Genomic DNA, 22,493 nt, shown 5'->3' with positions numbered 1-22,493 from the left:
TTAGCTGAACTCTCGCAGGTCAACTGTTTTTAATTTTTTTGTACATATTCAAAAAAACAGCTATCAAAGGCGCTGAAAGATAAGGGATACAAGATTCGTGGCACGCACAAACGTCCGCCTCGTCGAGGCGCACAACCAGCTTCTAACCCATTGTGACGGCATGGAATTGAACGTGTCCCTCCCGTCAGAGAACGCCTTGGCGTCCGAGCTTGGCGTCAGCCGAACCGTGGTTCGTAGCGCTCTGGAGCACTTGGCCCGGAGCGGCATCATCACGCTTGATGGCCGGACAAAAACCGTTCGCCGCAGATCGCGGCCTGATGACGTCATGGAAAAACCGCCGGTGCTGCTCGGGGTCGAAGAGCTGGAGGCCCGATTCTTTGATTGGGTTCTGCGGATGGATGTGCCGCCCGGAACCGTTTTGAACGTGGCGCAGATGGCCAAGGATTTTCACGTCGCAACCCATACCTTGCAGGAATTCCTGTCGTCCTTGAGCCGCTACGGCATCGTTGTGCGCCGCCCCAAGGGGGGCTGGCAGCTGGAAGGGTTCACGGTCAATTTCGCGTTGGAACTGTCCGAATTCCGCTCGGTGCTGGAGTTGAACGCTGTCCAACACGTGGTGCGCCTGCCCGACGATCACCCGATCTGGGACAAGCTTGACGCGCTGGAGACGGATCACAGATCTCTGCTGGCCCGGATCGACGCGGATTATCACGATTTCTCACAGCTTGACGAAGCCTTCCACGCGGCCATCAACGCGGTGGTGGACAACCGTTTTGTGCGGGAGTTTCAGAAGATCATCTCGCTGATCTTCCACTACCATTTTCAATGGAACAAGTCTGACGAACGTCTGCGCAACGAAAGCGCGATCCACGAACATCTCGCTTATATCGACGCGCTGCGCAGCCGGGATCCGGACAAGGCGCTCGCGGCCGCGCGCAGTCATCTCGCCACGTCGAGCCAGACCCTTGTGAACTCACTCAAGGCGCATGATCGAGCCTTGTGAGAGAGGCTCAGGTTCAGCGCGTCACAAAGTCCAAAGCGGCCTCTGAAAGCGCAAGCTCCGCCGCCGCAAGGTTCCGCTCCAGTGAGCGGACTTTGCCCGTCCCCAACAGCACGGAACAGGCCGCCGGGTGGCGCAGGGCAAATTGCATGGAGGCCTCGGCCAGGGTCAGCCCCACGGCCTTGGCCCGCGCCTCCAGCACCTCCACCGCTTCGAGAATCTCTGCCGAGGCAGGCGCGTAGTTGAACCACGCGCCCGGTTTCGGCCCCGTGGCCAGAATGCCGGAGTTGAAGATCCCGCCCAGAACAAGGCTGGTCTCCTGCTGCTGGCAGGCGTCCAGCAGACTGGCCTCCGCATCGCGGTCGAGCAAGGTCAGACGCCCCGCCAGAAGGATCACGTCCAGCCGTTCTGTTTCCATCACATCAAGGCATACCTGCGTCTCGTTCACGCCGAGCCCAATCGCCTTGACCCGGCCGGTTTCCTTCAAGCGGCGCAGCGCTGCAAACCCCGATCCCATCAGGTCCTCGAAATGCCGCGCGCCCTCTTCCGCGCCATGGGTGTACGCACCGATGTCATGCACAAAAAGGATGTCCACATCCGAGGTACCAAGCCGCGCGCAGCTGCCTTCGAAACTATCAACGATACCATCGCCCGAGTAGTCATAGCGCACCGCGTTGGGCAACGGATTAATGAAGCCATCCGCCTCCGGCAACGCAGGCCCCGGCGACAGGACCCGGCCCACTTTGGTCGACAACACGTAGTCCTCCCGTGCCTTGCCCGCAAAGAACCCGCCCAGACGAGCCTCCGAAAGGCCGCGTCCATAATGTGGCGCGGTGTCGAAATAGCGAATACCGGCCTGCCAGGCGCGATCGAGAACCGCAGCCGTTGCGGCCTCCCCCACCTCTTCCCCGAGATTGCCGATGCTCGCGCCACCGAAGGACAGCGCGGTGACGTGCAGATCGGTGGTCCCGACACGATTTGTCTTGAGCGCCATCACGCGGCCTCCTTCTGTCTGGCGACGATCTCGGACAGCCTCGGCTTGGGCGCGATGTCGCCGTGCCTTGCAGCAAAGTCCAGAAACGCCGCAATCCGGCGCGCCACCTTCTGCGCATGGTTCTGCGCAATGTCCGCTATCGCATGATCAAGGAACGGGTTGCCAAAACGCTCCAGCGTGGTTTCGACATAAGTCTCGAACGCTTGCCCCTGACCCGCCGCCACAAACGCCGGGCGGACCTCATCGGAGTATAGTGCAAGCAAACGGTCGCGCTCGGCGGGATCGGACATCACGTGCCGGACCAGAACGCCTGCGCCCCGTGCCTCGCGCAGCCAGCGATCCGCGAGGACCGTATGGCCCAAGTTCAGCACAAAAAGTTTCAGCGCTTCGATCTCCGCCAGAGAGGGCACGATTTGAACCGCCGGATGTGCGCAAGGGGAGGCAAGCCCCGGCTGCGCCTCTATGGCCCAAAGCGCGTAAGGTTCCGCCACCGCTCCGGCAGGCTCAAGCGGCTGCGATACGATCCGGTCAACCAGCGCGTTCACCCAAAGCACATCCCGTTCGAGATACGCCCGAAACGCCGATGTATCGGCCTGCGCCAGTTCGAGAACACGCTTCTTGAGGACTGCGCCATTGTTGGCAATCAACTCCATCGGCATGATCTGTATCGGCCTTGCCCCGCCCTCGAACCGGGCACGCAGCAGGTGGCAGAGTTTGGCGGGAAAGGACATCGCCTGATCAAACACCTCGCCAGCATCTACGGCAGACGGCGCGAACCCGGCGTCTCCCGTGTTCGACAGGACAATCTCGGCCTCTTCGACAAAAACACGGGTTACCGTGGCCCAATCGGTGGCCGTTGACAGACCGCGAGCGATGCTAGTCACCTGTTTGATCTCCTGGACCGGCGCGCCATCCACGAGACCTTCGATCCGGACCGGGAAGCCCTTGCTCAGCGCCTGCACCCGGCCCACGCGGGTTGGATCGCCGGAGGTTTGCACCACCGTGACCGGCCCGACGTCCTGCCCCCCTGCCCGCGCTTCGGAGAGAAACAAGTCCGCATGGGCCTGGAGAAAACGGCTCGTACCAAACTGCAAAATCGGTGTTTTCAGCATGACAGATCCTGCCGCCCCCTGAGTCTTTACGATTTCTGTTTTTAATAATACAAAACCAAAACACAAGTCTTTCATCGAGGCCCCCCCCCATGGCACCGACCCGGCACATCGATGCGCATCAGCATTTCTGGCAGATCGCCCGTGGCGATTACGATTGGATGACCGAAGACGTCGCCGCCATCCAACATGACAGTCTGCCCGGCGATCTCGCCCCGCATTTGCAACGCCACGGCATCACCGGGACGGTGGTGGTGCAAGCGGCCGCGACGGTGGCGGAGACGGAGTTTCTGCTGTCCCTGGCCGAGGAAACGGACTTCATCAAAGGCGTCGTCGGCTGGGTCAACCTGACGGATGCATCCGCGCCGGGCACCCTCGACCGGCTCGCAAAATTCCCCAAATTCAAAGGGGTACGCCCGATGTTGCAGGACATCGAAGACACGCGATGGATTGCGCAGCCAAAGGTCATCGCAGGCCTGAAAGCCCTTGCTGACCGCGAACTGCGGCTCGATGCGCTGATCACGCCGCGCCATCTGGATGTGCTGCGCGAGGTGGCTGCCAGTCTGCCGGATCTGCCCATCGTGATTGACCATTGCGCTAAGCCCGTCATCGCGGCCGGGGCTGATCCGGGCGATGAATGGCGTCAAGGTTTGTCCCGGCTCGCCGAATTGCCGAATGTCTTTTGCAAGCTCTCCGGACTGGCCAATGAAGCCGGACCGGGATGGAACGCCGAAAGGCTCCGCGCGGTGGCAGAGCACGTTCTGGACAGCTTTGGACCAACCCGCGTGATGTGGGGGAGCGACTGGCCGGTGCTCAACCTCGCCGGAGATTATGCCGCGTGGCGGGAAGTGTCAGAGACCCTGCTTGGCGGTCTGAGCGCCGCAGATCGCGCAGCGGTTTTTGGCGAAACTGCATCTCGGTTTTACGGGCTGGACGCGGGCGAAAGCGACCACACGGCTCACGGCCAGAGCGCGGTTTCCGGATGAAATTGCGACCATGCGAACCAGAACGCCTGATGACTGCCAACATCAACCCCTTGCCCGTCAACGGCCCGCACCCCGCCGGCATCAAGCTGTAGGGCGACCTCTTCGTGGCCGACCTGCTCCCCCCGCGACAGCGCCGCAATGGCTTTGCTGCGTTGGAAAGCAATCGGCGTGCCAGAGGCCGTTACAATTCCGATGATGTCCTCATGCACCGGCAGGCGCGGATCCACATCCCCGATCGGGAAAATCGGCCCATCCGCATCACGCGTGTTCCGGAAATCAAAGTCCCGACCAAGCGCCAGCGCCTCAACCAGCACCGTTGTTTCGGGATGTGCCTCTTTCCAGCTTCCCCAGCTGGTGGTGACCACAGAGGCCTGCTCCAGCTTAAGCCCGCGCTCCGCCAGCGGCCCGGTCACGGCCTTTCCAAGAAAGGTATCAAAGACCGAATGGGTGTTGATGTCGTACATGACCTTGTTGGAGCGGATCAGCAGGCCAGATGTGCGCAGCACGGGCCGTTCAACCCCGGCAGGCATCTGATCGGTGAAGTAGGCCTGCGCCGCGCCGCAGAGCGTGCAATAGGGAATGCCAAGGTCCCGCCCTCCCAGCGTGTCGTTCACCATTTCCCGCACTTCCATGATCCGGCGCGGATAGGCCCGGTATTCCCCATTCACCTCAACGCCAAACACTATGGCGTCGTCATCGAGCCAAGTCGCGTCCTTCGCCAGGCTCACTTCCGGATTGTCGGCGGCGGGAATGCAGTTGCATGCTTCATCGGTGCAGTCAAAATCCCGATCATCAATCAGAACGCCGCCCCAGGACACATGCCGCCAGTCAATGTCCCCCTCGACAAAGAGCTTGTCCCAACCGGGGACCACACTGGTGAAAATCGCCCGTTTGACCGGCAGGTAACCCGGTGGCGCCGGGATGTCCCAGGCCATGAGATGATCCGTCACCGCGCCCCAGCTGTTGAACGCCGGAAGCTCGGTTTGCAGAAGGCTGGCAGCGGCCTCTGTCAGTGTCCGTTCGATGCCGGGATTGGTGATAAACCGGAGCATGTCGCTGATGATCCAGGCCACACGCGGATCTTCAGAGCCCGCGATTGTCTGCATAGCCACGATCTGATCCGGCCCCCAGGCGTTTTGGGTGATGCTGTCGACAAACCCCACCTTGATGGCCGATTGCAGCCCTTCGGAAAGCGGACCACCGGGCACGTCTGGCGGCGCACCAAAGGTATCAAGCACATGCTGCGGCAGTCCGCCGGATTGCTGCGCCTGCGCGTCCTCCACACCAAACAGCGCGGCACTCAGAAGGCTGACCGAAAGGACAACGCCCCGGGAAAACTGATGTGCTATAGCCATTTGACCGCCCTTCATTTGAGTTCACGCGCGACCGCCGCCGACCTGTGGCCCGCTCGCGTTGATTTTGCATGAGGACTGTACGCCGGTGATCCAAGTGCGGCCAATCACAGTCGGATCAAGTTTCCGTTGATGCAGAAGGCTTAGTTGAGACGCACGTCCGGCTTTGGCGCAAGCCCCATCAACGCCTCGACCCGGCTGCGCCGCAGTATTCTTTCTTCGGCATCTGCGCTGTGGTCTGTTACGGACTGCGACACGTATCGGGACAGCAGGCCCGAGTAAAACTCCAGCTCTTCCTTCCTGTCTCTCAGTTTGCGCAACTCCGCTTCGAAATCCTCGTGCAGACCCTTGCCAAGCAGTTCGGGCGGCAAAGACGCGAGATTCAGGATCGGCACAACCAGATCGGAGAGCGCGCGCGTGGCAATGGCGCAATTGCTGTCCATTTGCAGGTTTGGCTCCCGCCCGGGTCTGAAGACACCCCGGAGCGATCCATACAGCTCCCGAAACGTCACGAGAACGCGCTGCTGCCCGTCTTTTGCCATACCGCCATGCACCCGCAATCCGATGAGCTGCGCTTCGGGGAGTGAAATATAGTAATCCCGGGACGCCAGAACCTGCACGGCGTTCGCATCCGGCAGGTAGTGACACAGGCTTGTCCAGAGGAGCGCGTCGAACAACTCTTCAGCCGGGGCAGTTTGCCGGAAATGGTAATCAACCTTGAGATGGTTTGACTTGTGCTCGACCCGAGCAACACGCCAATCGCCAAGGTCACCGGAGCGCTCGTCAACCGAGCGTGTGAGCCAGAAGCTCGCGCCGTTTAATACAGTTCCTGACAATTCGACCTCAAACTGCTTTCGCGTAAGTTGCGCTAAAATCCCAAGGGTCCGTGACAGGAATCGATTAACAAACCGTTAACCAAGCCATGGATTGGCCACCGTTCCCTGACCATTCGATTGACTGCCCAACGGCTGATTACGCGAAAGGTCATCTCCCGGACAGGCGGCCGCCCTCGGAAACCCCTGCTCCACTTCACCTTATCGTTATCAGAAAACCTATGTCCGGTCAGACAATTAACCTGTCATTTACCATCATCGAATTAGCCTGCCCTTGCGTAAAGAGAGCGAGACAGGAGGAAGACCGTGGCGGGCAAAGAGAAAGTCGTCGCAATGTCGTTGTGCCGCGACATTGCAAGTGGCGTGTGGCACATTGACCATATCGAGCTGCGCTTTGGACCGGTCCGAAACAATACGCGGTTCTCCGAGGCCATCACAATTGACGAGGCGCTCAACCAGGACATGCGCTCTCTTCTCAAACAGTTTCTGCCGATCTCGCTTTCGCAAAAGATTATATCACTGATTGGTCCGTTCCGGCTTGGGCCGCAGACCCATGCCGATGGCGTGCGCGTCTCTCTGCAATCCGCGCGAAACGGTGTACAGCGGGCGATTGTCTGGTTTCAAAAAGTGTCCGGTCGGGTTTTCGGGCTTTTCTCACGGTCCTTTCATCCCGATGCCCTTGGACACGTCCCTGCAAGCGCCGACACGCAACCAGCGCTGGGTGCCAAGTCTGACAGCGCAACCTGGTTGCAGAACGGCTGCAACCTGCAGCCGGAAGGCCGACGAACCAGCCAAAGCGCATAACTCCAGCCACAGCCTGACTAGCCAGTAGAGCCATGAAAGACGAGACGCCGAAGGATTGCCACTATGCGCCCAGTTGTGCCGCTTTTTGCCAAGGCGACCCTTGGAGCAGTGTGGCAAACAGCTGGGGCATAGCGCTTCTGCTCAGCGCAGACGGGCTGATCCTGAGGTCCAGCATCGGGTTCTGCCGCACTCTGGATATCACGGAGGCGCAATGCACCGGCCGTCCGCTTGCGGCGTTTCAAGACCGGTTTGCCGTCGCCAACTGGGAAACCGCTGTAGCAAACGCCACCGGTGACGGGACATGCGTTCAGGACCTCGCGATCATGGACAAAGCGGGCCGCAGCCGTCTTCTGTCACTGGTTCTATCCCTGAGCGGGCCGTTCCGGGACATGCCCGAGACGTTCTTTGCCGTCGCCATCCCAAGGGGCGAGACCTGCAGTGAGGTCAACCGCATCGCGCAAAGCGCTTATACCGATGCTCTGACCGGGCTTTTCAACCGCCGGTATCTCGAAGACTGTTTTGACCAGTTTTCCGGCCCCGCCACAGAGGCCGGAGAGCGCTTTTCGCTCTTCGTGATCGACGTCAATGACTTCAAATCGGTCAACGATCAACTGGGCCACGCGGCGGGAGACGCCGTGCTTCGGGAGATCGGATCTGCCATTTCCCGCGTCCTGCCATTGGGCAGCACCGCCGTGCGTTATGGAGGCGATGAGTTCGTAGCCATTGTGCCCGATGTCCCGGGACAGGACAGCGCGTCTCTTCAAGGTGAGATTCAGTCGGAATGTGGCCGATCCATTCTCATTGGCAACGCCACGTTGGACATGACCGTGAGCATCGGAAAAAGCGTTTTCCCAAAGCACGGCACCACATTGTCAGAACTGGTCGATACCGCCGACATGCGCATGTATCAGGACAAACGCACGCGCAGGAACGGCGGCTCCGCCCTGCCCCGCGAAGCCGCGAGACATCGCAACTGGGCCCGCTATTTTCGAACCGCGTTTTCGGAAACGGATCTGCTGCCGCATTTCCAGCCCATCGTTGATCTGTCCAACGGGCAAACCGTTGGCGCGGAAAGCCTGTGCCGCGTCTCGATGGGGCAAAACGTCATTCTGCCATCCGAGTTCATTCCGGCAGCGGAGGCCACAAACGCGATTTCCAAGGTCGATCTGGCAATGCTGACCCAAACCGCGCGAATGATCGCCGGGTCGCGCCCATGGTTTCGCGAGCGCCTGCAATGGTCCGTCAACATGTCAGCCCAAACGTTGGGCCTCGACAATTTGGCGGATCGGTTGACCGCGATCCTGCATCGGTTCGGGCTTCAAGCCGAAGACTTCTGCATTGAGCTGACCGAATCCGTTGAACTGTGGGACCAGACCAAAGCGCTCGCCAATCTCGGTCGCCTGAGGCAGGCCGGGTTCCATCTCGCGCTTGATGACTTCGGCACCGGGTTTTCCTCCCTGTCTCTGGTCAAGGATCTGCCCATCACCAAGATCAAGATCGACCGGTCTTTCGTGAACGGACTGGACAAATGTCCCAGAAGCCGGGCCGTCGTGCAGAGTATTGCGGCATTGACGCAAACCCTTGGGATCACTTGCGTCGCCGAAGGCGTCGAAACCAGGGATCAGGTCGCGGCGCTTCGCCGTTTCGGCATCGCGCAGGGTCAGGGGTTTTACTGGGCGCGTCCCGGCGCCTTTCAAACCCTGTCACATCAGGAGAGCCGCATCGCTTAGACCCTCACACCGAGGCGCAGCCTTCATCGCCGGATGTCCGTCACGCCGCCGATCCACGCGTCCTGCCAGGGGCCGACGCTCCCATCCGGCCAGGTCACCCGAACCTGAGCCGCGTCGGCTTGCCCAAGACCAAAATGAAGAGGACCGGCGGTGCCGCCAACGTGGCCTCCGCCAATCGTCACTTCCTGCACCTGCTGCCCTTCAGAAGAGCGCAGTTCGACCCAGGCCCCAACCGCGCGGCGGTTCGGGGCGTCCTGCGTCAGGGTCACGGCGGTCCACTGCCCTGCCCCTTCCGTCACATTGCGCCAAAGCTCCATCGGCGCGCGCCGGTTGACCACCGCCAGATCCAGAAGCCCATCGCCGTTCAGATCCACCAGCGCCGCGCCACGGGCCCGGTCCATCGTGGCGATGCCAGCCGCTGCACCAACCTCCTCGAAGGTACCATCCGCGCGCTGAAGCAAAAGCGTGTTCGGATCCTGCATGGCCATGCCCGGCATCTGATCCACGTTGCCTTTGGCGATAAACAGATCCGCGCGGCCGTCGTTGTCCACATCGCCAAATTCCGCGTGCCATCCCGTCGAAGGGCGTCCATCCTCCCCGGTGTGGGGCCGGTGGGCCGTCGCACCCTGATCATAAGGCGCGTCTTCGAAACCGGTACCGCGATTGAATTGCAGAAGCTGGTCGCCCATGGAGGTCATCATCACCTCCGGCAACCCGTCCCCGGTCAGATCACGGGACGCGATTCCCATGCCCCAGAGCGACACCTTTGCCCAATCCTGCCGCTCCTCCAAAGGCGACAGGCGGAACATCTGCTCATAGCCGCCCCGCACGTAATAATGCCGGTCATTCGAGAGCCGCAGTTCCGGCGTGCCACTGCGTTGCCAATCGGAAATCAATGCGGACAGCGTGCAAAATCCGGGCGCGACGACCTCCACCGCGCCAAACCCTTCAGGCCCCGGACGGATCACATCGCTGGAGTCGCATGCCTCAAACGGCCCGTCGGGATCTGCACGATCAACGTAGTTGCCAAAGAATACCGTCGGCCAAGCCGCCGTCCCTTCCCATGTGGCCGCAAAAGCGGTGGTCCATGCGTCGCGCTCCGGCAGGGCCCAATCTTCGGTCACATCCTCAAACCGGCAATCCCCCATGCCGCGCAGAATCCGGTTCAGGCCGACACGCAGCACCGCAAGGTCCAGATGCCCGTCGCTGTCAAAATCCAGCGGGTAGGCGCCGGTCACGCCTTTTAATTCAGGCACTGAACCAAGTCCGAACCGCAGCGCGCCTCCCGTCTCGGAACGATTGACAAAGAGCCGCGCCGGCTCCGTGCCGCCCGCAGCAAACAGCTCGGGCAAAGCATCCCCGTTGCAATCGAAGGCCGCCAGGCCGCCGCCGACAAAATGCTCCCAACCGCCCGAATAAACATGCTCGATCGGCAGGCCCGCCCGGTCATCGGCAAAGCGCGGCTCCGCCAGCGCGGGACCGGCCAGCACGGCCAGAACAAGCCCCGCCTTCATTGCGCCGCCATCTCCCGCGCATGGCCGAGCATGCTTTCGGTCAGATGATCCAAAGCCAATGCCGCCGCGCCGCGCGCCCAGACCATGTCGCCCCAAGCGTGAATTTCGACGCGCGGTGGCGCGCGCCCAGTATCCAGCGCCATGGTCTTCATCTCGCGCAGGGTTTCATTGGCATAAAGATAGTCATAGCTCATCCGCTCCCCCGCCAGAATGATCAGTTGCGGGTCAAACAGGTTGGCCACATTCGCCAGCGCCAGCGCAAGGTAGCGCCCGGCCCGCCGGAAAATGGAATGCGCCGCAGGGTTGCCGGACTTGGCCTGACCAAGCAACGCTTCAAGCAAAGATGACACGGACGGTCCTTCAACATCCGGCAGGTTCAGCGCCGTGCGCGCCTCGCGGACAAGGGCATAATCGGCCACATAGGCCTCCAGACACCCGCGTTGGCCGCAGCGGCAAAGCGCGCCGTCGAGATGCACTTTGGAATGCCCCAGTTCCATGCCCATGCCACGCGCACCGCGATAAAGCCGCTGATTGATCACCAACCCCATGCCGACGCCCTGTTCGATCGTGACAACGGCGAAATTCGGAATGGTGCGCCCGACGCCGAACCACAGCTCGGCGAGGGTCAGCAGGTTGGCGTCATTGTCGATCTGCACCGGGATCCCCAGGCGCTGTTCGAGCGGTCCCGTGATGTCCGCATCCCGCGCCTGCAACACCGGAGACCAGAGCATCCGGCGGCTCGTTCCATCGATAAAGCCGGGGATGCCAAGGCCGAGGCCGGAAAGGTCCGCCGGTGTGAGCCCCGCTTCGGCGCAGACCTTGTGCATCAGCGCATCGACGTCATCGAGCAACTGTTCGAGGGTCAGGGCCTGCAACTCACGCGGTGCGGCCGCGCTGGCAATGACCTGGCCGGACAGGTCGGCAATCACGGCCGTGTTCCGGCGATCCGCCAGTTTCAATCCCATGACATGCCGCGCGCCCGGACGCACGCGCAGGGCGACTGCGGGACGCCCGCGCCCTGTCTCACCTTGTTTGCGGGACTGCACTTCTTCGAGAAAGCCGCTTTCGATCAGTTCGGAGGTGATGGTGGTGACGGAGGCCGGGCTGACCGCAAGATCCTTGGCCACCGCGACGCGCGGAACCTGCCCACGTGCCCGCACGTGTTCGAAGACCTGCTGACGCAATGGCCGCACCGTATCTTCCGTCGGCGCATGAAGCGGGCCACATCCTTCGACTATGGCATCAATATCGCCGGAAAGGTTCTGCATGGTGGACCTGCCTTTGCTTTAGCGGGTTAAGAAATTAACGCTTTTCTACCGCAGATGCCGACAAAAACAGCACCAACACACCCATCAAGACTAGAAAAATGACGTTTTGGCAAGCCCGCAGCGGAAATTTAATTTGACACCTGAATTAAATAGCGACACAGTAACCGCATACTCGGCGAGTCAGTAGCCGGGGCATGCCCGATGGACGGGCAACTTGGGAGGAACTTATGTACAAGACTTTGTTGGCCAGCGCGGCCATGACCCTTGCCATGGCCGTGACGGCCTCGGCTCAGACCGTTGGCGTTTCCTGGTCCAACTTCCAGGAAGAGCGCTGGAAGACCGATGAGGCAGCCATCAAAAGCGCGCTTGAGGCCGCTGGCGCATCCTACATCTCCGCGGATGCGCAGTCCTCGTCTGCCAAGCAGCTCGCGGACATTGAATCGCTGATCGCTCAGGGCGCAGACGCGCTGATCATCCTCGGTCAGGACACCGCAGCGGTGATCCCGGCAGTTCAGGCAGCCGCGGACGAAGAGATCCCGGTCATCGCTTATGACCGTCTGATCGAAGACAGCCGCGCCTTCTACCTGACTTTCGACAACGTCGAAGTTGGCCGCATGCAGGCCCGCGCCGTTCTCGAAGCCATGCCCAAGGGCAACTACGTGATGATCAAGGGCTCCCCCACCGACCCGAACGCAGATTTCCTGCGCGGTGGCCAGCAGGAAATCATCCAGGCCGCCGTTGACGCGGGCGACATCACCATCGTGGGAGAAGCCTACACCGATGGCTGGGTTCCGGCGAACGCACAGCGCAACATGGAGCAGATCCTGACCGCCAACGACAACAAGGTCGACGCGGTTATCGCTTCCAACGACGGCACCGCAGGCGGTGTTGTGGCGGCTCTGACCGCTCAGGGCCTCGAAGGCCTGCCGGTGTCCGGTCAGGACGGTGACCACGCCGCTCTGAACCGCGTCGCCACCGGCACCCAGACCGTGTCTGTCTGGAAAGACGCGCGCGAACTGGGCAAGGCCGCAGGCGAGATCGCCGTGGCTCTGGCCAAAGGCGAAAGCGTCGAAGGCGCCATGGAATGGACGTCTCCGGGCGGCACCACCATGACCTCGATGTTCCTCGCTCCGGTTCCGATCACAGCGGACAACCTGAACGTCGTGATCGACGCCGGTTGGATCGAAAAAGACGCGCTCTGCGCAGGCTCTGAACTGGCCGTCTGCCAGTAAGCCGATGACACCGCCCCCGGCCCGCCCTTGGCCGGGGGACCCCCACCTTTCCTAAGAAAATGCACCTCTCCCCAACCGATGCGGCAGGCGCCGCAGCCGGACGGTACGGGCGTTTTCGACACTGCGATCCGGGACCTGGTTCTGATGCAAGAAAACTCAAAATCCTTCTTTTCAAAGCTCGGGATCGATACCCGACTGCTCGGCATGATCGGGGCGCTTGTCGTCGTCTGGATCGTGTTCGACGTGATCACCGGCGGGCGTTTCCTGACCCCGCGCAACCTGTTCAACCTGTCGGTCCAGACCGCCTCGGTTGCGGTGATGGCCACCGGCATGGTCTTTGTTATCGTGACCCGGCACATCGACCTTTCGGTCGGCTCCATGCTGGGTTTCATCGGCATGACCGTGGCCGCTTTGCAAGTTCAGGTGCTGCCTGAAGTCTTCGGCCTAGGTCATTGGTCTATCTGGATTATTGCGGCTTTCTCCGCCATTGCCATGGGCGCCATGCTTGGCGCATTTCAGGGCTGGATCATTGGCTATCTCGCGGTGCCTGCCTTCATCGTGACGCTGGGCGGTTTCCTTGTTTATCGCGGCGCGATGTGGTGGGTCACCAAGGGCCAGACGCAAGCTCCGCTCGACACCACCTTCCGCCTGATGGGCGGCGGCGCCGAAGGCACGCTGGGCGAAACGCTGAGCTGGATTTTTGGCATTGTCGCGGCGGTGGCAGCGGTTGTCCTCATGCTCTTGAGCCGCCGCCGCAAGGCCGGGCATGGCTTTGCCGTCAAGCCGGTCTGGGCCGAAGGCATCCTGATAAGCCTCGCCGCTGGTCTGATCCTCTGCTTCGTCTGGGTGATGAACAGCTATCCGATCGCCAAGGGGGCGATGAAGCGCATCGCCCGCTCTGAAGGGATCGAACTGACCGAAGGTATGGTCTGGTACCACGGCGTCGCCATCCCGGTGGTGATCCTGCTGACCGTCACGGTTGTCATGACCATTGTCGCCCAGCGTACCCGCTTTGGCCGCTATATCTACGCCACCGGCGGCAACCCCGAAGCGGCGGAGCTCTCCGGCATCAACACCCGGCTCCTGACGGTCAAGATCTTTGCCCTCATGGGCGCGCTGACCGGCATTGCCTCGATCATCGCCTCTGCCCGCCTGAACGCGGTGGACGTGGGCCTTGGGACGCTCGATGAGCTGCGCGTGATTGCGGCGGCTGTGATTGGCGGCACCGCCCTCTCTGGAGGCTTTGGCACCATCTACGGCGCGGTTATCGGCGCGCTGATCATGCAATCGCTGCAATCGGGCATGGCCTCCGTCGGCGTTGACGCCCCGCTGCAAAGCATCGTTGTCGGGATCGTTCTGGTCTTCGCCGTCTGGGTGGACATCGTCTACCGCCGTCGCACCGGCCAATAAGGAGAACACAAGATGGACAAGCAAACGCCCCTTGTGGAAATGAAAAACATGCGGATCTCCTTTGGTGGGGTCCACGCGGTGGATGACGTCTCGGTCGATCTTTATCCGGGTGAAGTTGTGGGCCTTCTGGGGCACAACGGCGCGGGCAAATCGACCCTGATCAAGATGCTCTCGGGCGCCTATCAGGGCACAGGCGACATCTATGTGAATGGCGAAAAGGTCGAGATTCACAACCCCCGCGATGCGCGCAAGTACAACATCGAGACCATCTATCAGACGCTTGCTCTGGCGGATAACCTCGATGCGGCGGCGAACCTCTTTTTGGGGCGCGAGTTGATGACGCCGGCGGGCACGCTGGACGATGACGCGATGGAAGCCGAGACCCGCAAGATCATGGGCCGCCTCAACCCGAACTTCCAGAAGTTCAGCGCGCCGGTCTCTGCCCTCTCGGGTGGTCAGCGCCAGTCGGTGGCTATTGCCCGCGCGGTCTATTTCAACGCGCGCATCCTGATCATGGACGAGCCCACGGCGGCGCTTGGTCCGCATGAGACGCAGATGGTGGCAGAGTTGATCCAACAGCTCAAAGCCGAAGGCATCGGCATCTTCCTGATCGACCACGATGTGCATGCGGTGATGGAACTGTGTGACCGCGCCAGCGTGATGAAAAACGGCAAGCTGGTGGGCACGGTGAACATTCCCGATGTCACCGACGATGACCTGCTTGGCATGATCATCCTTGGCAAGACCCCGGGCGAAGCCGCCTGATCCTGCCCCTGCCCGCCCCATGATACGGGGCGGGTCCACCACTATATTAACGAGACACCCATGACCGACTTTTTCGCCAACATCCCGCAACTGGCTTACGAAGGCCCGGAATCGGACAATGACTTTGCCTTCCGTCACTACAACCCTGACGAGATCGTCATGGGCAAGCGGATGGAGGATCACCTGCGTTTTGGCATCGCCTATTGGCACTCTTTTGCCTGGGAAGGTGGCGATCCCTTTGGCGGGCGCACCTTTGACCGCCCTTGGTTTGGTGAGGGTATGGAAGCCGCCAAAATGAAGGCCGATGTATCCTTTGAGATGTACGATCGTCTCGGCGTGCCGTTCTTCTGCTTCCACGATGCGGACGTGCGGCCCGAGGGCGCGGATTTTGCCGAGAACACGCGCAACCTTGAGGAGATCGTCGATTACTTCGCGGCGAAGATGGAGACGTCCAAGACCAAGCTGCTCTGGGGCACCGCAAATATGTTCACCCATCGCCGCTTCATGTCCGGCGCGGCGACGAACCCTGACCCGGAAGTTTTCGCCTGGTCGGCGGCCACGGTAAAGACCTGCATGGATGCCACCCACAAGCTGGGCGGCGCGAACTATGTGCTTTGGGGCGGGCGCGAGGGCTATGAGACCCTGCTCAACACCGACCTGAACCGCGAAGCGGAACAGGCGGGCGCGTTCCTGTCGATGGTGGTCGATTACAAACACAAGATCGGTTTCAAGGGCGAGATTCTTATCGAGCCGAAGCCGCAGGAGCCGTCGAAACATCAGTACGACTACGACGTCGCCACGATCTACGGCTTCCTCAAGCGCTTTGGTCTTGAGAAGGAGGTCAAGCTGAACCTCGAACAGGGTCACGCGATCCTCGCCGGGCATTCGTTTGAGCACGAACTGGCCATGGCTGGCTCGCTGGGTTTGCTCGGGTCCATCGACATGAACCGGAACGATTACCAATCCGGCTGGGACACCGATCAGTTCCCGAACAACGTGCCGGAAGTGGCGCTGGCCTATTACGAAGTTCTGAAAGCGGGCGGTTTCACCTCCGGCGGCACCAACTTCGACGCCAAACTGCGCCGACAGTCGCTCGATGCCGAGGACCTGATCCTTGGCCACGCAGGCGCGATGGATGTCTGCGCGCGCGGCCTCAAGGCGGCGGCAAAACTGCTCGAAGATGGCGGTCTCGAAGAGGCCCGCGCCGCGCGCTATGCGGATTGGGACAAGGCCGAGAACAAGGCACTGATGACTTCCGATCTGGAAAGCATCGAAGCCCGTGTTCGCGCCGAGGGTATCAACCCCGAGCCACGCTCCGGCCGTCAGGAGCGCCTGGAAAACCTCTGGAACCGCTACCTCTGAGGCAGGTGGCAATCCTGCGAACGACACGACCGCCCGCATTGTGGGCGGTCTCCCCTTGCCCCACAGCAAAACGGCCCAACTTGAGGCTGTTAACCCCTCGCATCCTTACAATGTTTCCTTGTTTGCCACACCGCATCGCTTTACGCTACGGGACGTGAAACATCTCAGGATCGGACGATCATGGACTCTGGCAGGAAATCCAAGAAAACCGCGCCAGTAAGTGAGGGCAAATCTGCGGACACTACGGGCTCGCCCCCTCAGGTCGATCCTGCAAACATCCCGGTTGTCGCGATTGGCGGCTCTGCCGGAGCGCTGGAACCTCTGGAAGCCTTCTTTCAGAACGCGCCGGTGGATCGCGGCTGGTGTTTCGTGGTCATTCAGCACCTCTCGCCCGATTATCGTTCGATGATGGATTCGCTGCTGTCACGGCGCTCGTCGATGACCATCAAGCACATCGAAGACAAGCTGCCGCTCGAAGCCAACACGATTTTCCTGAACAAACCCAACACGCTTGCGACCGTGACCAAGGACGGCTTCTTCAAGACAACGCCCTACGATCAGGACTCCAAGCTGCCGCATTCCCCGATCGACTCGCTGTTTCGCTCTTTGGCCCTGCGCAATCCGGCGCGTACCGTTGCCGTGGTTGTCTCCGGGTCCGGCGCGGATGGCAGCATGGGCGGCCAGTTGCTGCACGCCGCAGGCGGCACCGTCATTGTTCAATCTCCGTCCGAGGCCACGTTCTCCTCCATGCCCCGCTCGCTCATGAATCTCGGGGTGGTCGATCACGTGGCCGAAGCCGGGGACATCCCGGACCTTGTGATCAACAGCCTGACCAAGCCGATGGAGGCGGACCGGGGCGATCCTTTCTCAGGCGACGCCACCCGGTCGATCATGTCCCTGCTGGAGCGCAAACATCATCTCGATATCTCGTCCTACAAGTCCCTAAGCGTCAACCGGCGCATTCTGCGGCGGATGAGCCTGCGCGGCGAAACCTCGCTCGACAGCTATGTCGAAAAGCTGCACAGCGACGACGGGTTGCTTGACGCCCTGTACCATGACCTGCTGATCGGCGTGACAGAGTTCTACCGCGATCCCGAAAGCATTCGCGCCCTGCGCGAAGAGGTGCTGGAGCCGATGGTTTCCGAATACGCGGCGGACCGGCCATTGCGCATTTGGGTTCCGGGCTGTTCCAGCGGCGAGGAAGCCTACACGATTGCAATCGAACTGTCTGAAGCCCTGCGCAGCGCCGGACATGCGCAGGACTTCCGAATCCTGGCAACGGACATTCACCGCAGGTCCATCGACATTGCCTCGGCCGGGGTCTACGACGAAGCCACGGTGCAAAATGTGCCCGAAGAGCTGCGGGACCGGTATTTCCGCCGCGATGGCGAGCGGTACGTGGTGCAGCCATCCTTGCGGCAGAAGATCATTTTCTCCGTCAACGACGTGCTGAACGATCCGCCGTTCCTCAATCTCGATCTGATTTCCTGCCGGAACCTGCTGATCTATCTGCGCCCTGACGCGCAGAAACGCGTTGTGTCGATGTTCCTGTTCGGGCTGCGCAAGAACGGCATCCTGATGCTTGGGCCGTCGGAGACGCTCGGCGCCTTTTCGTCGGAGTTCGACACGATCAACGGGCGCTGGCGCCTGTTCCGCAAGGTTGTCTCAAGCCGTCCGTTCAGCGCCAACTTCATCTCCGATCGCATGGGGCTCGCCCATCGCATCGCCACGGTTGAACATGAGGACGAGGAAACCAGCAGCCGCTACGTGGTGCCGCGGCGCGGCGTGGAACCGGGCGGGCGCAATCGGGACGCGCTGATCAAAAGCTACAACGCGCTTCTCAAACGCTATGCCCCCTCTTCGATCCTGATCACCTCCGAAAGCGAGGTCCTGAGTTGGTTTGGCGCGGCCTCCGCCTTTATCGACACCAAGAACAATCTCGCAGACTGGACGGTCGAAGACATTGTTCATCCGGACCTGCAGGCCCCGATCAGCATTGGCATCGAAAAGCTGCGCCTTGGCGATCACGCCCCGCAACACCGGGCGGTGACTGCGGACCTTGGCGAAGGGCGTGTGCAGAAGTTTACCCTCATCATCGAACCGCTGGATACCAAGAGCAAACCGGCACCGGTCCTTCTGCGTTTCATGCTGGACGATGATGATACAAAGGGTCTCGACACGGATGATCCTGTTGCGGTTTCGGAAAACGACGATACCGACATCCTCGCCCGGCGCATTCAGGAGTTGGAGCGCGACCTGAAATTCACCGAAGAAACGCTTCAGCATGTGACCGAACGGCTGGAGGCCAGCGGCGAAGAGCTTCAGGCGTCCAACGAGGAATTGCAGGCCTCGAACGAAGAATTGCAGGCGTCGAACGAGGAACTCCAGAGTTCCAACGAGGAACTGCATGCGGTCAATGAAGAGCTGATTACCGTCAGCTCGGAGCACGAGCGCAAGATCGATCTGCTGTCGACACTCAACGACCAGACGGAAAACGTGCTGAAACTGCTGCGGATCGGTACGATGTTCCTTGACCGGGATTTGCTTGTACAGCGTCACAGTCTGCTTGTGGCCGAATGGTTTGGTCTGGAGCCGCATGATTTCGGACGAAAGCTTTCTGTGATTGGCCCGAGGCTGGACTTCGTTGATCTCGATGAGGTGGCGCGGCGGGTTCTGGAAACCGGCGAGCCGGAACATCGCTCCGGACAATATCAGGGCGTCAGCATGCGCGTCGAAGTCCATGGCCGTGTCGAAGGCGAGACGCGGAAAAGTGACCGCGGTGTTCTGGTTATTTTCCGGCAGGGCGGCGATATCGAGCCGGCGGCAAGCGCCGACAAGTAGAGATGCAGCGGACCTCGGTCGCAGTCAGCTTGTCTTCGTGCCGCCACAGCGCAGATAGTTGGTTTCGGACAGCTCGGTATCACCTGCATCCCCGGCCCGGGACGCGCGGATCTTGGCCCTGAGATCGCCGCGCGGATTGGCTGCCTGCGCCTGCGGCGCAGATTGCGCGTTGATCCTGTCCCAGACTGCCAGAGTGTCCGCCGCCGGCACCGGTTTGCCGAACAGGTAGCCCTGCCCAAACCCGCAACCCATGTCCATCAGGATGTTTTGCGTCTCCGCTGTTTCAACGCCTTCGGCCACCACGTCCAAACCCAGATCCAAGGCGATCCGGCAAAGCCCGTTGACGACCGCCCTGCCCCGCTCCGTGTTCTCCATGGCAGAGACAAAACTTCGGTCGATCTTGATTACGTCAACCGGCCAACTCGACAGGTGTTGGAGCCCGCCGTACCCGGTTCCGAAGTCGTCCAGCGCCACCTGCGCGCCGCGCGTGCGGATTTCGGACAGCGTTCGGAACACTTGCCCTTCCATGTCGCCCAGCATTGTCTGCTCTGTCACTTCGATTTTCAGACAGCCCCAGTCCATATCGAAGTTGCCGAGCCATTCCTGCAGGTCAAACACGAACTCCGGCCGCATCAGGTCAAAATGCGTGACATTGAGATTGAGCGTCGCATGCGCCATGCGCCCCTGCTCCCGCGCCTCCGCCAGCATTGCCATGCCTCTCAGCGCCACGATCCGTGTCAGCTTCTCGGCATGGACATGGTCGCTGAAAATGCCGCTGAACGAAGCAGGTGCAAGCAGACCTTGCTCCTTGTCGTTCCATCGGGCGAGCATTTCAAAGCCGGTGCACTTCCCGGTCTTGAAGCTGATGATCGGCTGGAAAAACGGAACAATTTCATTACGTTCGAGCGCCTGATCAAACCGCTGGCCGAGCGAATACCGATCGTACTGACCATGCTCGGCCTCATCAAAGATCGCCACGCCATTGCGACCATCGGCCTTGATCGCATAGAGCGCCGCGTCCGCGCGCTGGAACAGGTCTTCGAACGTGGTACCGTGCCGTCCGAAAACACTCACCCCCATGCTCATCTTGCCCAGCCCGGGCTTTTTCAGGTTGGTGAGGTCGCGCTGCACCTTCGCACTGATCTGATGCAGGATGATTTGCAGATAGCTGTCCGTGATCCGGGCTGCCTCCATCAGCAAGGCAAACTCGTCCCCGCCGATCCGCCCCACCACCGCGTCGAGCGCGCTCAAGCCGCCAAGCGACCGGCCAATTGCCTTAAGATACGTGTCCCCAAATTGATGGCCGTAGATGTCGTTGATCGACTTGAAGTCATCGAGATCAATCAAAACCAAGGCCAACTCACCCTGACACCGCGCGACCCGTTTCTCGGCAATCGACTTGAAGGAAGCCGCGTTTTCGACAAGCGTCAACCCGTCGAGTTCCGCCCGGCGCCGATACCGCAAAACCTCCTGGAACGTGGTTTCGCGCTCCGCTTCTGCCATGCAGCGCTCACGCCATTGCGACATCATCGCCGACAACAGCGCAAATCCCTGCTCGCAAGCCACCCTTCGCGTTTCCGACAAATGGTCAAACCCACGAAACAGAACTGTCAGATGGAAATTCAAGGCCGAGCCACGCATGCCGCAGACCGCAGGCAGATCGGAGAAGCAATCATGCAGCGTGACCAGGATCTCTTCGTCGCGGGCAAGAAGGCTGGGCAACTCCGCCAGCTTTGAGCCATTGAACATACGCGCGCCGGGCGAGACCTGGCTGGCTTTTTCCAATGCGTCGAGCAGGAAGACACGCGTCTCGGCGGTTGTGCAGGACGCTACACGCAGGGGCACGCCGTCATTCAGGTCGCCCGAGACAGCCAGCGCCACGCCATCGGCTTCGGACATGCCCCGAATGGCATCCGCGACGTTCACCAGTGTTGCCCGGAGCTCTCGTTCGGCCGCAGAAATCCCGACTGATCCCAGCTCCTGCATGTCAGAGCCTCCTGGCTACGCGAAACGTCTGCACAGGAAAACATCGAGCGGGAAGGACACACACGTAACGTGATGCGAAACATGCAATCCGATCGGTCATTCCCTTCACTCCTGTCCGCATCGCTTGCCGCAAAACAAATAACAAAAGGTGTTAACGATCAGGGTCGGGAAGAATGGTAAACAAAGCCCTAACCAGACCAGACGCGTTGCTGAATTTCCTGCTTGGAAACGATGAAAGGTTAACAAATAAGCAATTACTGACGGTTTATCCGTCTGTTCGCGGCTCCACGCTTGGTCCAAAGCGCACAAACCATCCCGAAACCACGATGCACAAACGGATGAGAATCACCCCTAGCGTGATTCACATCACAACCATTGACCGTTTTTGGAGTCAGGTTCAATGCGGCACAATCAACTCTTGGAAGATTATTTAGAATCAATCTTCATATTCCAATTCTCGAAACATACACCAAAAACCTCTTTTTTCGGAGTTTTTTGGGGAAGCGTCGGCGGCGAGCAACATATCTTCGAAGAAACGCGGTCCGGTCAAATACTACCCTAGGTAGTTCTCGTTATGCGCTTTCTAAATTCAACACTTTGAACCAGAACATGTGCCGCCTAGACTTCGCAGGACTTCAATAAACGCGGGGAGTGGATTTATGGGTCAGGAATATATCGGTCAAATCCTTCTGGTCGGATACAACTTTGCACAACGCAATTTTGCGAAATGTGATGGGCAGATCATGCCCATTTCTCAGAACAATTCACTGTTCTCCCTTTTGGGAACGATTTACGGCGGGGACGGCCGCACAACATATGGCTTGCCCGATCTTCGTGGCCGTGTTCCGATCCATCAGGGGCATGGTCCGGGTCTTTCGGATTACCGGATCGGATCGGCCAGCGGAGCCGAAACGGTCCGACTGACCGTCGCCGAAATGCCGAGCCACGGCCACTCGCCGCGCCTTAACGCGGAGAAACGCGCAGGCAACTCCGACGATCCGACGGACAGAATGTTCGGCAAATCGGAAGGGAGCTTCCGAGATCAAGCCCCTGCTGACGACATCCTAATGAACGCAGCGGCTGTGACCGAACAAAACGTCGGGGGCGACCAGGCCCACTACAACATGCAACCGTACCTGGTGATGAACTATCAGATCGCCTTGTTCGGGCTGTATCCATCCCGGAGCTGATCTTCGTTAAGAAACAATGAAAGAGGCCCGCGTCACGCGGGCCTTTTTCTATGCGCGTGTGACGCGAAATTCAGCACAACTCAAAGATGATCGTTTGAAAACAATTCTTTACACGCG

17 protein-coding genes are annotated in these 22,493 nt (G+C 60.4%); 10 read left to right on the top strand and 7 right to left on the bottom strand.

Annotation, left to right across the window (positions count from 1 at the left end; translation table 11 throughout):
• Positions 1-97: 97 nt before the first annotated feature.
• Positions 98-1,003 carry a GntR family transcriptional regulator gene (locus E4662_RS15255; RefSeq protein ID WP_136442448.1) on the top strand — a complete coding sequence of 302 codons (906 nt, stop codon included), beginning with the start codon at positions 98-100 and terminating at the stop codon, positions 1,001-1,003.
• A 13-nt stretch (positions 1,004-1,016) separates the two neighbouring features.
• Here E4662_RS15255 and E4662_RS15250 read toward each other — a convergent pair whose 3' ends face one another.
• Both E4662_RS15250 and E4662_RS15245 read right to left on the bottom strand, forming a co-directional pair.
• Positions 1,017-1,994, bottom strand: coding sequence for an aldo/keto reductase (locus tag E4662_RS15250; protein WP_136442447.1), 978 nt, complete (start codon positions 1,992-1,994; stop codon positions 1,017-1,019).
• Positions 1,994-3,106, bottom strand: a complete 1,113-nt coding sequence (locus tag E4662_RS15245) for a mannitol dehydrogenase family protein (RefSeq protein WP_136442446.1) — start codon at positions 3,104-3,106, stop codon at positions 1,994-1,996. Before E4662_RS15245 ends, E4662_RS15250 begins: the two co-directional genes overlap by 1 nt.
• A gap of 89 nt (positions 3,107-3,195) precedes the next feature.
• Here E4662_RS15245 and E4662_RS15240 point away from each other — a divergent pair, with 89 nt between their 5' ends.
• Positions 3,196-4,089, top strand: coding sequence for an amidohydrolase family protein (locus tag E4662_RS15240; RefSeq protein WP_136442445.1), 894 nt, complete (start codon positions 3,196-3,198; stop codon positions 4,087-4,089).
• Here the strand turns inward: E4662_RS15240 and E4662_RS15235 are convergent.
• Together E4662_RS15235 and E4662_RS15230 are read right to left on the bottom strand one after the other, a co-directional pair.
• Positions 4,062-5,444: a DUF3179 domain-containing (seleno)protein gene (locus E4662_RS15235; protein ID WP_136442444.1), complete on the bottom strand. Its 1,383-nt coding sequence runs from the start codon at positions 5,442-5,444 to the stop codon at positions 4,062-4,064. The genes E4662_RS15240 and E4662_RS15235 overlap by 28 nt on opposite strands.
• Positions 5,445-5,584: 140 nt before the next feature.
• The gene (locus tag E4662_RS15230) at positions 5,585-6,277 is read right to left on the bottom strand and encodes a hypothetical protein (RefSeq protein WP_136442443.1); all 693 of its coding nucleotides are present in this window, start codon (positions 6,275-6,277) and stop codon (positions 5,585-5,587) included.
• 303 nt (positions 6,278-6,580) lie between these two features.
• Here E4662_RS15230 and E4662_RS15225 point away from each other — a divergent pair, with 303 nt between their 5' ends.
• Both E4662_RS15225 and E4662_RS15220 read left to right on the top strand, forming a co-directional pair.
• Positions 6,581-7,078: a hypothetical protein gene (locus tag E4662_RS15225; RefSeq protein ID WP_168797993.1), complete on the top strand. Its 498-nt coding sequence runs from the start codon at positions 6,581-6,583 to the stop codon at positions 7,076-7,078.
• A 110-nt stretch (positions 7,079-7,188) separates the two neighbouring features.
• Complete coding sequence (locus E4662_RS15220; RefSeq protein ID WP_168797992.1) at positions 7,189-8,808, top strand: putative bifunctional diguanylate cyclase/phosphodiesterase; 1,620 nt, start codon at positions 7,189-7,191, stop codon at positions 8,806-8,808.
• A 23-nt stretch (positions 8,809-8,831) separates the two neighbouring features.
• On the opposite strand, the gene E4662_RS15215 is transcribed toward E4662_RS15220, so the two are convergent.
• Positions 8,832-10,322 carry a CRTAC1 family protein gene (locus E4662_RS15215; protein ID WP_136442440.1) on the bottom strand — a complete coding sequence of 497 codons (1,491 nt, stop codon included), beginning with the start codon at positions 10,320-10,322 and terminating at the stop codon, positions 8,832-8,834.
• Positions 10,319-11,590 (bottom strand): ROK family protein, encoded by a 1,272-nt coding sequence (locus tag E4662_RS15210; protein ID WP_136442439.1) that lies wholly within the window; start codon positions 11,588-11,590, stop codon positions 10,319-10,321. The genes E4662_RS15215 and E4662_RS15210 overlap by 4 nt, the downstream gene beginning before the upstream one ends.
• A 227-nt stretch (positions 11,591-11,817) precedes the next feature.
• On the opposite strand from E4662_RS15210, the gene xylF reads away from it, so the two are divergent.
• From xylF to E4662_RS15185, 5 genes are all read left to right on the top strand, one after another.
• Positions 11,818-12,822 carry a D-xylose ABC transporter substrate-binding protein gene (gene xylF / locus E4662_RS15205; RefSeq protein WP_136442438.1) on the top strand — a complete coding sequence of 335 codons (1,005 nt, stop codon included), beginning with the start codon at positions 11,818-11,820 and terminating at the stop codon, positions 12,820-12,822.
• 144 nt (positions 12,823-12,966) lie between these two features.
• Entirely contained in the window at positions 12,967-14,232 is a 1,266-nt protein-coding gene (locus E4662_RS15200; RefSeq protein WP_136442437.1) for a sugar ABC transporter permease, read from the top strand.
• Positions 14,233-14,244: 12 nt separating this feature from the next.
• The gene (locus E4662_RS15195) at positions 14,245-14,997 is read left to right on the top strand and encodes an ATP-binding cassette domain-containing protein (protein ID WP_136442436.1); all 753 of its coding nucleotides are present in this window, start codon (positions 14,245-14,247) and stop codon (positions 14,995-14,997) included.
• A 60-nt stretch (positions 14,998-15,057) separates the two neighbouring features.
• A complete protein-coding gene (gene xylA, locus E4662_RS15190; protein WP_136442435.1) occupies positions 15,058-16,359 on the top strand; it encodes a xylose isomerase in 1,302 nt (433 codons plus the stop codon).
• A gap of 180 nt (positions 16,360-16,539) precedes the next feature.
• Positions 16,540-19,200 carry a CheR family methyltransferase gene (locus tag E4662_RS15185; protein ID WP_136442434.1) on the top strand — a complete coding sequence of 887 codons (2,661 nt, stop codon included), beginning with the start codon at positions 16,540-16,542 and terminating at the stop codon, positions 19,198-19,200.
• A 24-nt stretch (positions 19,201-19,224) separates the two neighbouring features.
• On the opposite strand, the gene E4662_RS15180 is transcribed toward E4662_RS15185, so the two are convergent.
• On the bottom strand, positions 19,225-21,186 hold the full coding sequence (locus E4662_RS15180; protein ID WP_136442433.1) for a putative bifunctional diguanylate cyclase/phosphodiesterase: 1,962 nt from the start codon (positions 21,184-21,186) through the stop codon (positions 19,225-19,227).
• Positions 21,187-21,845: 659 nt separating this feature from the next.
• Here E4662_RS15180 and E4662_RS15175 point away from each other — a divergent pair.
• Positions 21,846-22,376: a phage tail protein gene (locus E4662_RS15175; protein WP_136442432.1), complete on the top strand. Its 531-nt coding sequence runs from the start codon at positions 21,846-21,848 to the stop codon at positions 22,374-22,376.
• The last annotated feature ends 117 nt before the right edge of the window (positions 22,377-22,493 follow it).

The sequence above is a fragment of the Pacificoceanicola onchidii genome (assembly GCF_004804335.1).
Classification (GTDB): Bacteria; Pseudomonadota; Alphaproteobacteria; order Rhodobacterales; family Rhodobacteraceae; genus Pacificoceanicola; species Pacificoceanicola onchidii.
This window is presented reverse-complemented; position numbering and strand designations above follow the sequence as displayed.

What these genes read in the sequence shown, in the direction of transcription:
- xylF (WP_136442438.1), top strand. Translation starts at nt 11,818, where the DNA reads ATGTACAAGACTTTGTTGGCCAGCGCGGCCATGACCCTTGCCATGGCC.
- E4662_RS15185 (WP_136442434.1), top strand. Translation starts at nt 16,540, where the DNA reads ATGGACTCTGGCAGGAAATCCAAGAAAACCGCGCCAGTAAGTGAGGGC.
- E4662_RS15195 (WP_136442436.1), top strand. Translation starts at nt 14,245, where the DNA reads ATGGACAAGCAAACGCCCCTTGTGGAAATGAAAAACATGCGGATCTCC.
- E4662_RS15235 (WP_136442444.1), bottom strand. Translation starts at nt 5,444, where the DNA reads ATGGCTATAGCACATCAGTTTTCCCGGGGCGTTGTCCTTTCGGTCAGC.
- xylA (WP_136442435.1), top strand. Translation starts at nt 15,058, where the DNA reads ATGACCGACTTTTTCGCCAACATCCCGCAACTGGCTTACGAAGGCCCG.
- E4662_RS15200 (WP_136442437.1), top strand. Translation starts at nt 12,967, where the DNA reads ATGCAAGAAAACTCAAAATCCTTCTTTTCAAAGCTCGGGATCGATACC.
- E4662_RS15180 (WP_136442433.1), bottom strand. Translation starts at nt 21,186, where the DNA reads ATGCAGGAGCTGGGATCAGTCGGGATTTCTGCGGCCGAACGAGAGCTC.
- E4662_RS15250 (WP_136442447.1), bottom strand. Translation starts at nt 1,994, where the DNA reads ATGGCGCTCAAGACAAATCGTGTCGGGACCACCGATCTGCACGTCACC.
- E4662_RS15210 (WP_136442439.1), bottom strand. Translation starts at nt 11,590, where the DNA reads ATGCAGAACCTTTCCGGCGATATTGATGCCATAGTCGAAGGATGTGGC.
- E4662_RS15175 (WP_136442432.1), top strand. Translation starts at nt 21,846, where the DNA reads ATGGGTCAGGAATATATCGGTCAAATCCTTCTGGTCGGATACAACTTT.
- E4662_RS15240 (WP_136442445.1), top strand. Translation starts at nt 3,196, where the DNA reads ATGGCACCGACCCGGCACATCGATGCGCATCAGCATTTCTGGCAGATC.
- E4662_RS15245 (WP_136442446.1), bottom strand. Translation starts at nt 3,106, where the DNA reads ATGCTGAAAACACCGATTTTGCAGTTTGGTACGAGCCGTTTTCTCCAG.
- E4662_RS15215 (WP_136442440.1), bottom strand. Translation starts at nt 10,322, where the DNA reads ATGAAGGCGGGGCTTGTTCTGGCCGTGCTGGCCGGTCCCGCGCTGGCG.